Annotated in this window: 9 protein-coding genes; 2 read left to right on the forward strand and 7 right to left on the reverse strand. The window is 50.5% G+C overall.

Features of this window, described 5'->3' with window-relative positions; all coding sequences use genetic code 11:
• Positions 1–6: 6 nt before the first annotated feature.
• The 5 genes from QZF50_RS09040 to QZF50_RS09060 all read right to left on the reverse strand — a co-directional run bounded on the left by QZF50_RS09040 (position 7) and on the right by QZF50_RS09060 (position 5,563).
• Positions 7–957 carry a carbamate kinase family protein gene (locus QZF50_RS09040; protein ID WP_000661649.1) on the reverse strand — a complete coding sequence of 317 codons (951 nt, stop codon included), beginning with the start codon at positions 955–957 and terminating at the stop codon, positions 7–9.
• Between the two features lie 142 nt (positions 958–1,099).
• A complete protein-coding gene (locus tag QZF50_RS09045; protein ID WP_000083455.1) occupies positions 1,100–2,518 on the reverse strand; it encodes a DUF1116 domain-containing protein in 1,419 nt (472 codons plus the stop codon).
• Positions 2,518–4,065: an acyl-CoA synthetase FdrA gene (gene fdrA, locus QZF50_RS09050; RefSeq protein WP_000111784.1), complete on the reverse strand. Its 1,548-nt coding sequence runs from the start codon at positions 4,063–4,065 to the stop codon at positions 2,518–2,520. The genes QZF50_RS09045 and fdrA overlap by 1 nt, the downstream gene beginning before the upstream one ends.
• A complete protein-coding gene (locus tag QZF50_RS09055) occupies positions 4,055–4,918 on the reverse strand; it encodes a DUF2877 domain-containing protein (RefSeq protein ID WP_001296901.1) in 864 nt (287 codons plus the stop codon). The genes fdrA and QZF50_RS09055 overlap by 11 nt, the downstream gene beginning before the upstream one ends.
• A gap of 39 nt (positions 4,919–4,957) precedes the next feature.
• The gene (locus QZF50_RS09060; protein ID WP_000023635.1) at positions 4,958–5,563 is read right to left on the reverse strand and encodes an ankyrin repeat domain-containing protein; all 606 of its coding nucleotides are present in this window, start codon (positions 5,561–5,563) and stop codon (positions 4,958–4,960) included.
• Positions 5,564–5,820: 257 nt separating this feature from the next.
• On the opposite strand from QZF50_RS09060, the gene QZF50_RS09065 reads away from it, so the two are divergent.
• Complete coding sequence (locus QZF50_RS09065; RefSeq protein ID WP_001013880.1) at positions 5,821–6,318, forward strand: DUF1097 domain-containing protein; 498 nt, start codon at positions 5,821–5,823, stop codon at positions 6,316–6,318.
• 91 nt (positions 6,319–6,409) lie between these two features.
• Positions 6,410–7,342, forward strand: coding sequence for a LysR substrate-binding domain-containing protein (locus QZF50_RS09070; protein WP_001084399.1), 933 nt, complete (start codon positions 6,410–6,412; stop codon positions 7,340–7,342).
• 41 nt (positions 7,343–7,383) lie between these two features.
• Here the strand turns inward: QZF50_RS09070 and QZF50_RS09075 are convergent, their stop codons facing one another.
• Both QZF50_RS09075 and ehaA read right to left on the reverse strand, forming a co-directional pair.
• On the reverse strand, positions 7,384–8,472 hold the full coding sequence (locus QZF50_RS09075; RefSeq protein ID WP_000146391.1) for an EAL domain-containing protein: 1,089 nt from the start codon (positions 8,470–8,472) through the stop codon (positions 7,384–7,386).
• 141 nt (positions 8,473–8,613) lie between these two features.
• A complete protein-coding gene (gene ehaA, locus QZF50_RS09080; protein WP_290388859.1) occupies positions 8,614–12,597 on the reverse strand; it encodes an autotransporter adhesin EhaA in 3,984 nt (1,327 codons plus the stop codon).
• Positions 12,598–12,948: the final 351 nt, after the last annotated feature.

Genomic DNA, 12,948 nt, shown 5'->3' on the forward strand with positions numbered 1-12,948 from the left:
ACGTCCTTACGTTTTAATAATATGGGTGCCCGTTTCACCGCGCAGCGCCGCAGGCAGGCATTCCGGCGTGGTGATAATCACTTCTTTGCCGCCCTGCTCCAGGAACGTCAGGCTGGCGATGATTTTTGGCAACATGCTGCCGGGCGGAAAATGCCCTTCCTGCATATAGCGAGTCATGGTGGCAATATCCACCCGATCCAGCGCCTGCTGCTGCGGTTTACCAAAGTGGATACAGACTTTTTCGACGCCGGTGGTGATCACCAGAATGTCGGCGTGAATTTCACGGGCCAGCAGCGCGGTAGAGAGATCTTTGTCAATAACCGCGTCCACGCTTTGGTAATCCCCCGCTTCAGTACGCACTACCGGAATTCCACCGCCGCCCGCGCCAATTACGACAAAACCTTGTTGGATCAGCGCCTTAATGGCGGGTGCTTCGACAATACGTTTCGGTTCCGGCGAGGCGACCACGCGGCGATAGCCCCGTCCGGCATCTTCAACAAAACACCAGTCAGGGTTTGCCTTTTGTAGTTTGTCACGCTGGCTTTCACTGAAGAATGCACCAATGGGCTTGGTGGGATGGGCAAAACCTGGATCGTTTTTATCCACTTCCACCTGAGTTACCACGGTGACGGCTTTTTTCTCGCCGTGACGCGCCAGCCGGTTATTCAGCGCCTGTTGGATCAGATAGCCGATGCCGCCCTGCGTATCTGCCACACAGTTCGCCAGCGGCGTTAAGGGCAGCCCTTCGCGCTCGTGGGCAATCTCCGCACGGCGTAAATCCAGCCCGACCTGCGGCCCGTTACCGTGGGTCAGCACAATGTCGTAATCGGAAGCCAGCATTTCCAGCACCGTATCGGCCACGGCTTTCACCGCCTCCGCCTGATGCTCAATCGACTGGCTGGCGTTATCTTTGATAATGCTGTTGCCACCAATGGCAACGACCACAAGCTCTTTCATGTTGTTATGTCCGCTACAGAGGGTGATTAGGTTATGACCAACGCCAGACTGCCTGATGCGCTACGCTTATCAGGCCTACAATTCTCGGGCCATCCGTAGGCCGGATAAGGCGTTCACACCGCATCCGGCATAAACATGTAAGTCAGACGCCGTAACGTTCGCACCAGCCGAGAATGGCTTTCTCGAAGCAGGCGAATGGTGGATGCACAATGCCCGCGCCAATCATGCCGACGCCCGCATCTTTATGGGCGATGGCGGTGTTGATCACCGGCAGAATGCCGCTGCTACCCACGCGGGTGATGTCGATTGCCGACGGCACGCCCATAAAACCGAGCAGCGGAATGGTGACGTTGGGGTTTTCGCCAAGGGTGATTTCGCGCATCTGACGGGAGAAATCGATAGCCTCTTCCACCGTGCCGCCCACCAGTGCGACGATTGCAGGCGCGGTCGCCATGGCAAACCCGCCAATACCGTAGGTTTCTGTGATGGCGCTGTCGCCGATATCCAGCCCCGAATCTTCCGGCTTATAACCAGCAAACATCGGGCCGATGACCTGCTGCGCTGGGCCGGTAAACCACTGCCCCGGCAGGCCGCTGACCCGCAGGCCGAACTCGACGCCGTTACGCGCCATGGTGGTGACCACGGTGCTGTATTCGATGCCGTGCGCCGCATCCATCGCCGCTTTACACATCGCCATCCACGTCGGGCCGGAGAAGTAGTCGCTGCTGGCGACAAACTCGAACACTTCGCGCTGTTGCTCGACGGAATAGCCTGCCTGAATGATCCCCGGCGTCAGTGCCTGAATCAGCAGCGTCGTCCCGGCGTTATTGCGGTTATGGCACTCATCGCCCATATGCAGCGCCTGCGCCAGCATTAAGCGCAGATCGATCTCACCGATAATTTTCATCGCGTCGCGCAGCATTGGCCCCTGCACATCGCGCATCCAGTTGAGGCGGTCGATCACGCTCTGATCGTTGGCACCCATACGCAAAATCTTCGCCATCTGCTCGCTCATATTGGTATAAGCGATGTTGCCGTAGGTTTTGTTTTTCACGATGTGCATAAACATCGAGGCCGAGGTAACGCCCGCCATCGATCCCACGCAGTCGTGTTCGTGGCACGGCGAGAAGGTGATCTCCCCGGAGGCCGCCAGTTCAGTCGCCTCATCGAGATCTTTCGCCAGCCCTTCGAACACCAACGCCCCGGTGACCGCGCCTTTCATCGCGCCGCACATTTTTTCCCAGGTGATCGGCGGCCCGGCGTGAAGAATGGTTTTCGGCGTCATGCCCGGCACCACGTTAATCGCCTGATCAAAACCAATCAGCACCGGATGCGACTGGATAATGCGCTCCAGCGCCTGCTGGTTAGCGGCGGCGATTTTGTCTGCCAGCGGCGAATCGGCAATGTTATCCAGCGCCTGCACCACCTGCATATTGCCCTGCCCCGGCGGCGTCCAGTCGAGTTGAGTCACTTCTACATGCTGCTTTTTCAGGTCATCGCTAAACATGGCGATACCGACGTTAATAACGTTCAACGGTTGGCTAAACAGTGACTGGCTCATCAGGCTTCCTCCCCTTTGCAGATAAATTCACGCGCCAGCAATCCGGTATTGGTGCTGCTGCTCGCCAGAATCACTCCGGCATCAAGCAGCATCTGGCTTTGTTGTTCTAATGATGGCGTATCGAGATCGGTGCCCAGCACATAGGCGAGAATGATCAACTCGCGTCCTTCGGCGGCGGCGATCGCTTTCGCTTCTTTGATCGCCTCGATGGTGGAGCCGACCGGATCTTCATGCGATCCAAATCCGAGCACAAAATCCATCACGATCACCGCCACTTCTGGATCGCGCGCTTCTTCGATCAAGCGACTGATGCGGTTGGTGGGGTCAATCATTGGATGCGGCTTGCCGTTGGTGAAGTCGTCATCGCCAAAGTCGAGGAAGGTGTGTTTGATGCTGCGGTTGATATCTTGCAGGCGGAATTCAGGATCGGGCTGAATGTTGCTGTAGACATCGCCATGTTTTTCCATCACCGCGAACATGGTTTCGTCGCACAGCGTGCCGCCGCAGAACAGGCCACGAATGTATTTCTGCTGCGGTTGCAGACGCGCACGCACATCAGCAATCAACGGCTGGTTAAGCGTATGCAGGTCGAGATTTTCCTGTTTCACGCCGGAGAGCATCACCGCTTTTAGCGCCGCCTCTTTGCTGCCGCGGGCAAACTGTAGCCCCTGCTCATCCACCGGCGTTTCAACGCGACCGAGGAAGCAGACCACCACCGGCTTGCGGCAGGCACGTGCGCGTTCCAGCACTTTGCGGGCCACCGCAGGCGCGGGAGGTTTTGAAATCAGTGCGATAATTTCAGTTTGCGGATCGTTTTCCAGCATCCCGATGGCGTCGAGCATCATCAGGCCGCCGATTTTCTCGCTCAGGTCGCGCCCGCCGGTGCCAATCAGTTGTGAAACACCGCCACCAAATTCATGAATGCGGACGCTCAGCTCCTGGCTGCCGGTGCCGGATGCGCCAACAATACCGATATTGCCGCGACGCACGGCGTTACCAAAACAGAGCGCCGCGCCGTTAATAATCGCCGTGCCGCAGTCCGGCCCCATCATCAGCAGCCCTTTTTCGTGGGCCAACTGCTTGAGCGCCAGTTCATCTTCAACTGAGACGTTATCGGAAAACAGCATCACGTTAAGGTCGTTTTGCAGCGCCTGACGCGCTTCGCGAGCGGCAAACAGACCGTTAACCGAAATCACCGCCAGGTTACTTTCCGGGATATGCTTTTTGGCGCTGGCAATAGTGGCGTAACGCGCCTCGTGCGAGCCGCTTTGCGCTTTGCTGTTGAACAGTTCTTCAATCTCCACCAGCAACTGTTCGTTGTCCGCGCCCGCTTTGCCGTTGATGACAATCATCAGGTCGCCGTTTTTCGCCTGTTCCAGCTCCGGCGTCAGCAGTCCTAAATTTTTCAGTACACCTTTGTTCATTTCGGTCGCCATCGCCACAAATGCCTGCTCGACGCCGTCGAGTTTATTTGCACGCGTGGAGATAGACATCAGCGAGACAGAATCAAAATAGGTATTCGGTTTAATGACTATTTTAACTGACATAATTCCCTCCGTAGGTTTGGCTCAGCGCACAACCATCGGCCATGCCATACAGCATGTCGCAGCCGGAACTGGAGCCAATATGTTTAATTTTTTCTATTGCCTGAGTTGCGTTCCCAGGGATGTCATAAATAATGTTGTGAATAAAACGATGAATATTTTCCCGGCAACGTTGTTGTAATGCGGCTTCCAGCGTTATAGCACTTAATAATGTGGTGTTATTTCTGCCGCGCTGCATACCGAGATAAAATTCCTCTTTGTATTTTTCCGACGGATGCCCGGGAATAAATAAAATAAGCGCCAGACCTGTTAAATAATCGTCGGCTGATGGCGTAAGGCCAATCCCTAACCCAATCATACTGGCGACCGCTGCGGCGATATTTTGTTTTTCGTTTACTGCCTGAATAACTGCCCGTCGTTTAATATGTAGTTCTTTATTTAACGCCTGATAAAACGGATTATCGCCGCGATAATTAAACAGGGTTTCATTTTCCCCCAGGTGCTGATGAATAATGTCGTGCCACTGTAGCCAGGCGATAAGGTGAAAATTCACAGCGGTCATTTGCAAGGTTGGGGACAGCCAACGCCGACAACGACTCATCTCTATATGAAGATGTTGACCAACCGTAATACCTTGATCGTCAAACTGAACCTTATCACCATGCCGGAACAGATCATCAAAGTGAGTGAGTGCCAACCGACAACTGTTTGGCGCATTGTCGTACTCTTCACAAAGCAGCGTCAGCAACTGCTGGCGAGCCGGGAGTGCGATATTTACCGCTCTGGCAAAGACCTGTTCAACCTGTCCTTGCCCCCGCTGCGCCAGAAAATCCGCATCCGCAGTTAGCGCCCACACACACCGTCTTTCTGGTGTGTTGATAGCAAGCCTCCCGGTTTATGCACCTGCGGCAATCAGTAACTGCGCAATCTCTTCAAAGCCCCGTTCCCGCGCCAGTTCCAGTGGCGTTTTGCCATATTTATCGGTCAGATGCGGGCTGGCACCGTGTTCCAGCAATAACTGCACAATCGCCTGCTGTTTAATACCACCATCATTAAGCACAATCGCTTCCAGTAGCGGCGTCCAGCCTACATGGTTGGTCTGGTTAACGTTAATCTCCGTATGCGCCAAAAGCTCTTTTACAATACTTAAATGGCCTTTTTCACAGGCAGGCGTCAGGCCGACACCGCCAAAACGGGTTACGCAATTAAGATCGGGTTTAGCCGGTAAAATAATTCGTAGTAGAGTTAAATCATCGTTCAGACAGCTAATTAAAAAAGGATTTAAACAGGTATGATCTTGCTTATTAATATCCGCTCCGGCATCAATTAATGCCTGAACGCAAGCATATTGCTGATATAAACTTGCCAGCGTAATTGCCGTTTTCCCCTGACGATCGCAGGTATTAATATCGACACCCAGCGCAAGGCAGGTTTTTACTTTATCGATATCACCCTGTTGTGCAGCCAATAAATAGTCGGCAGGTAGATTTTTTATACTCATTCACATTCCCCTGGTTTTTGTGGCTGTTTTCGATGAATTGAGAATAGCAACGATAATCTGATAAAAGAACCCGCTTAAATTTAATTCGCTGTATTTCGCCTTTTTGTTGAATGATGTTCAACAATCTTTTCGCAGTGTGCGGTAGTGCAATATTTGTTTCTTTGACCCGATAACCTTTCACTCAATCAGGTTTTATTTCTCTATAGTCTGCACATGTAAGAGTAGCTTTCGTCCATGTCTAACCAGAGGGGAACAAGATGAACGGACTCACGGCAACGGGTGTCACCGTCGGTATTTGTGCAGGGCTTTGGCAGTTAGTGTCTTCACATGTCGGGCTCTCTCAGGGATGGGAATTATTAGGAACCATTGGCTTCGTCGCCTTTTGCAGTTTTTATGCCGCAGGCGGCGGTAAATCGGGGTTTATCAGAAGTCTGGCGGTTAATTATTCCGGGATGGTGTGGGCATTTTTCGCCGCGCTGGCTGCCGGTTGGCTGGCCTCTGTAAGTGGACTGTCCGCGTTCTGGGCGAGCGTAATTACTACCGTACCCTTCTCGGCGGTAGTGGTCTGGCAAGGGCGTTTCTGGTTACTGTCCTTTATTCCCGGTGGCTTTCTCGGCATGACGCTGTTTTTTGCCAGCGGGATGAACTGGACGGTGACGTTACTGGGTTTTCTGGCGGGTAACTGCGTGGGGATAATTTCAGAATATGGTGGACAAAAATTAAGCGAAGCGACGACTAAACGCGACGGGTATTAAAAGTTATTCAAAAATGATTATCTATCTTTAACCGATACCTCTACAGTCATAGCTGGAGAAATTCATAGTAGATAATGGCGAGAATGGTTTAATGAACTCAATTTTTACCGAAGAGAATCTGTTGGCATTTACTACCGCTGCGCGTTTTGGCAGCTTCAGTAAAGCCGCAGAAGAGTTGGGTTTAACCACTTCCGCCATTAGCTACACCATCAAGCGTATGGAGACGGGGCTGGATGTGGTGCTGTTCACTCGCAGTACCCGCAGCATTGAGTTAACGGAGTCCGGGCGTTATTTTTTCCGCAAAGCTACCGACCTGCTGAATGATTTTTATGCCATCAAACGCAGTATCGATACTATTTCGCAGGGCATAGAAGCGCGTGTGCGCATTTGTATTAATCAGCTGCTTTATACGCCCAAACACACCGCACGCTTGTTACAGGTGCTGAAAAAGCAGTTTCCTACCTGCCAGATTACCGTCACCACCGAAGTGTATAACGGCGTCTGGGATGCGATTATTAATAATCAGGCCAATATCGCCATCGGCGCACCCGATACACTACTGGACGGCGGCGGTATTGATTACACTGAAATTGGCGCGATTCGCTGGGCTTTTGCTATCGCCCCGGATCACCCGTTAGCCTTTGTGCCGGAACCCATCGCCGAAAGCCAACTGCGTCTCTACCCTAATATTATGGTGGAGGACACCGCGCATACGATTAATAAAAAAGTGGGCTGGTTGCTGCACGGGCAGGAGTCAATTCTGGTGCCAGATTTCAACACCAAATGTCAGTGCCAGATTTTAGGTGAAGGAATTGGTTTTTTGCCGGATTACATGGTCCGTGAGGCGATGACGCAATCCCTGCTGGTTACCCGACAAATCCATAATCCGCGCCAGGATTCGCGCATGTTACTGGCGACTCAGCATTCTGCTACGGGTCAGGTGACGCAGTGGATTAAAAAACAATTTGCGCCAAATGGCATATTAACGGGGATCTATCAGGATTTACTGCATCGGGAGAATTAATCGCTGCCAACCTCCCGATGCGCTGTGAATAGCGGTTTACATCAACCACCTGCTTTCATTACCCATTCAGAGATAAATTTATTACCCGGTACTGGCGGAGAGTACAAATAGCCCTGCAAAAAGTGAACGCCTTTACCGATCATTAAATCCGCCTGCTCCTGGGTTTCTACCCCTTCCGCCACGATACTCAGACCAGGCTTACGCGCTAGTTCGACAATATTGTCCACAATATGACCGGAGATTTCGTCGACACTCGCCATTTGCACAAATGACTTATCGATCTTAATAAAATCGACCGGGAACGCCTGCAAGTAACGATAGGTCGCATAACCCGTACCAAAGTCATCCAGCGCAAAGGTAATGTTGTGCTGATGAAGGCTGTCAAATATCGCTCTGGCTTCTGGCGTTACCGGAATAGGGTTACGTTCCGTTAGCTCGAGAACCAGCTTGATTTTATCGTTACCTAATTTCTTAACCAGGTTCAGACACTCTTTTTCAAATCCCGCTGCCAAAAAACAACCCGCCGAGACGTTGATGCCAATATGGAAATTGTCCGGCAGCAAATGTTTTACCGGCATCAGAATATCCGCAGTCTGTTTCATCAGTTGGCGGGTCATTATGACAATAAGACCGGATGACTCCGCCAGAGGAATAAACTGATCCGGTGGGATAATTCCCGTTTGTGGATGTTCCCAGCGGACAAGTACCTCACAGCCCGTCAGTACCCCAGTCTGCGCGCAGAAAACCGGTTGGATCCACGGTTTGAATTCGTGGTTTTCCAACGCCAGACTGATGGCTTCAGGCGTGACGATATGGTGACAACGGTTATCAGGGATATAAAAATTATTTTTATTTCCCGTGCCACTGATGACTTGCGGATGATATTGAAAAAAGATATCCCGCCAGAAGGTAATATCACTCTGGATGCCTAGTTTTTCATACAGCTGCTTCTTTTGATGTGAAATTGTCTTTGCACTGCGATTTCTGTACTGTGAGATTTCTGTAACCGACATTCCCTCCATTAGCAGCTTGAGTAAAAGCCGTTCTTTTTCGGACACGATACCAGGCAACGTCAAATTCACCGTTGCCCCGAACTCTTCCAAAAAAACACTCAAATCATGCGAAGCCATCGAACACACCTTGATTAAATCTTGTGCGCCAGCTAAATCTGCGAGTCTTCACTCTGACTGATAAAGCTGGCTGCAAGAAAATGACACAGAGAGCCGAATTATCTCCCGTTCGGCTCTCTCTCCTTTTACTCATTATTCAGATCAGAATTGCCACTTAATGCCAACCATTGCAGAGGTGTCATTATATCCCCTATCGGCAACCTGAACGCCCACATTCCCCCAGACATTCAGGTTGGCATTTAGCTGTCCTTCCACCCCGGTTTTTATCTCAGCAATATTTCGGGCTCCATCCTGAGTGACGGACACGCCATCCATACTGGTGCTGAAATCCTTACTGTTATGCAGCCAGTTCACTTCTACAAACGGCTGGAACTCGCGGGATTTACCGTCATCCATTTTATGGTGGCTCTTCAGCCAGGTTTTTACGCCAAGTCGGGTTTGAACATTGCCATCACCGTTGCTATGAACGAGGGTTCCGTTGCTTTCGCGGTGCTTATCGGCTTTGACTCCCATCCAGGTAACCTGTGCTTGCGGCTGAACATACCATTCATTACGCGTTCCCTGGCTGCCATTAAATTCAGCTAATTTGTGTTTGTATCCAGCTTCCAGTGAAGCGGTAAATCCTTTTGATTTATAGGATTCACTTTGTAAGTCATCCCCTTTCACTGTGTTATCAAACCAGCTGTACTGCGCCCAACTGTCGAGATACGCGCCATTACGCGACTCGTCATCGGCATACCAGGTGGCATAGAGGCCGGTGCTATATCCGTTCACACTCGCTTTTGCACGATAACCGGTTCGCGAGGAAATGGTTTTGCTGTCGCTGTTGCCATATCCCGCCATGACCCCAACATGCCAGCTGTCGCTGCCGTTTTGGCTCCACTGCGCGACATCGCCTCCCAGTTGCAGAACATAGCGATTGCTTTGGGTTTTCAGCTGGCCGCTGCCATCACGCCATTTATTATGACCACCTTCATGGCGCATCCACATAGTGGTTTGTTTCTGCTCACCCGTCACCATGTCGGTATAGTACGTATTACCCAGACGCTCATGCAGACGCGTGGTGAACATTGTATTCGCTGCTGCAAGGTTCGCAATGTAGCTACCCGCCTCCGGTCGCAGGTCATTATCCACATTCAGATCCGGACCCGGCGTAGGTGTCGGGTTAGGGTTCGGCGCTGGATTCGGGTTTGGCTCCGGATTCGGCATCGGGTCTGGCTCCGGCTGCAGTTCAGGAGAATCACTGCCGCTGGTCAGATACCAGTTACCACTATTTGCCCCTTGTCCACGCGCGAGAGTGTAGTCATACGCCCCCGCAACGATACGACCAGCCTGAACAAATTCGCCCTCAGACTTACCGTCTACATGGATAAGTTCGATACCGTTAAGGGTTTTCGCACCTGTACCGCCAGCGTTATTCACCGTAACGGCAGTCGTGCCGCTAGTATCGCCCTCGACAACCAATTTATCGGTTACTGAGTCATCGCCATTCAGTACCGTATTCATTACTAGTTGACCGTTATTACCGTGGTAGTTCCCCTTCACCACTAACATATTGCCAGCTTGCTGTCCTGACATTCCGGTCATCAGCGTACCGTTGTTGGTCAGATTGCCGCCCAGGGTGTAATTCACAGACGCAGCCGCTCTTTTTTCAGCGCTATTATTCAACGCCAGGGTACCGTTGTTCTCAACGTTTGCGCTACCCAATCCCTGCGCATGACTTACCAGGACATTAGCCGAATTAGCAATGTTCACATTCGCTGTCAGGTTGCTGTTATCGCCCGCGATGTCCAGCGTGCCGCCCTGAATATTCAGCTCTCCGCTCCCCGTTAACGAACCGGTTGAAGTGCCCCCGTTGGTAACCGTCAGACTGCCGCCATTTAAGCTCAGCAGTGAATCGGCGCTGCCATTGAGCGTGCCCACGGTCTGGCTGTGACCATTCATATCCAGTTCAGTCTCTGCCGCCAGACGCAGTTCATGGGTATTACCCAACACGTTATCGTTATTCAACAAAAGCGTCCCACTGCGCAGATCGGTAACACCGGTATAGTCGTTGTCTTTGTTAGAAAGCGATACGGTCTGACCCTTCTGGCTGCTGAATGCCAGGTCACCACTGCCGGTAATCTTTGCGCTGAGATCGGCGGCATTCTCGCTTTTACCGTTAGAGCTCAGCACCAGAGCATCGCTGTCGGTAGCGTGTAAATCAAGCTGGGTCAGGCCGTAACCGATATACAGACCGTCATTGTTTACCCCACTCGTCAGACGATAGTCGTAAGTGCCGACGGCCGCTTTTTGCCCATTCTGCTGAATATCACGTTGGGCACTGCTGGAGAGGATTTGCCCATTTTTATCCTGCAATTGCAGATTGCCCGCATCGCCCAGAACTTCCGCACCTTGCGCATCAACCAACTTAATGGTGCTGTTACCATCATCGACTTCAGTGAGCGATAACGCAGAGTCAATATCACGAGATACTGAGCTTACAACGTCACTGTCAGAAACCTGAATCACACCCTCGCCGCGCAAATCCAGCGTTTTACTAACGTTGACCGTCCCTTCTGTCATCTGTGCACCTGCTGTCAGGGCACCAAAATCAACGGTTCCGCCGGAGAATCCCAAAGTGCTAATGGAGTGAGCGCCCTTACCCACTGTTACCTGGCTTCCCTGACCCGCAGTGATCCCGCCTCTCTGCAGAAACTCAGCATTCTTTTCCAGGTTAAATGTCGTGTTCTGGAACGCCAGTGAACCCTGGAACCAGTCTGTATAAGCAAACTCATCGAAGGAGAATTCGTGATTCCCCATGTTTATTTCAACAATACCTCTACCTTGAAGATCGTTATCAAATACCCAATCTTTATTGGCATTGATTTGCAGTTTGCCATCAACATCCAGGTCCGCACGGCCGATGTTCTTGTCTTCAGAAATAACCGCGACAGCACCAGAAGCGACATCAATATATCCGCTGAATGCATAGTTATTGCCGGTCAGTGCCACTGTCCCACTGTCGATACTTATTGTACCATTGCCGGAAATCTTATTGGCAAAGGTCATGCTATCGTCAGCCTTCAGGTGTAATTTCCCGCGGTTGTTGATCTCTGCTGTACCTATATTTTGGGTGATCCCTAAAGCGCCATTTTGCTCAATTTTGACTTTACCACTAAAGGCAGAGTTATCACCGGTTAAGTAAGTCGTGCCATTGAGCGCATTGATATAGCCCAGGCCCTCGCTGCCACTGACAATATCCGCGGAAATAGTCGCGTTTTTATCCGTGTGGTTTAAGGTGATTTTCTTATCGGATGTCTTTGCCCACACAAACTCAATTTTTTCGGCATCAATAATCCCTGCAGCCTTCGCAGCACTTCCTTCCTGTGCACCTAACGCTAACTCAGAGTTGGTGCTTAAACTAATTTTCGGTGCGGATATTTTACCTCCATCTGATACGACTAATGTTGTATCAGAACGTTGGTCGTAATAACCCAGGCTAATATGTTCACGAGCATTAACTTCACCACCGTTATTAACCGACAGGAACTGATTACCGCCATATCCGCCGTAAACGCCCATAAAGAAGGTCCCTGCATTTACCTGACTACCTTCGCCGCTTACATTCCCCTGCGTATAAGTCAGACGACTGGTGCCCTTAACATGAATTTTGCCGCCATTGGAGACATTAAAATAGCCTTGATCATGTCTCATGCCTGAGTTTGACTCATACAAATCATCAGCATATAACTCGCTGCCAGCATTGGAGACATTCAGGAACCCCGTACCTTTCAGCAAAAAGTTAAGCGGGCCATTGATTGTTACCTTTCCTCCGGTAATATCCAACCCACCACCAGAAGCGAGAGTCAGACGCGGACGGGAAGTATCTGTCGTATTGATTACCAGATTGGCATTGTCAGTCACCGTAATACGGTAATCGATGCTCTGGTTCTCTTTGCCAAAATCAATAGTTTTATCCTGGTTTACGATGACATCATCGGCGAATACCAGAGATGAATATAAACTTATCGCGCTAATTAAAACAGCCCGGGACTTTTTTCCTTTTACTCTGCTCCCCAGCTCCGAGCAGACGCTCCAACAGTTACGGGACCTGTTCCACTTTAGCCGATATATTTTATTCATCACAATCTCCAGCAATACATCCAAATAAAACCAAGATTGCATAAACAGCAACGCATTAAATGCCATTCTGGTTACTGTTCATCGCATATAAAAATTCAAAAATTTTGCATAGCATTGGCAACCACATATCTGAGTATGTAGTTCAGAGGGTAATAAAATAGCAAGTTACTACTGAAAACTTATTTTAAGTTAACACTCTTAACTTTATCATTACATTCCTCCCAGTCTCTAATACCTGCGCATTATATGTATCCAGGAACTCAAATCAACTCAAAATATAAACAAAAGCAGGAGGAATACATTTAATATACAGACGGTAAAAGTGGTAACTCTTATTAGGTATTCAAATAT

The organism is uncultured Escherichia sp. (genome assembly GCF_948475835.1).
Taxonomy (GTDB): Bacteria; Pseudomonadota; Gammaproteobacteria; order Enterobacterales; family Enterobacteriaceae; genus ECMA0423.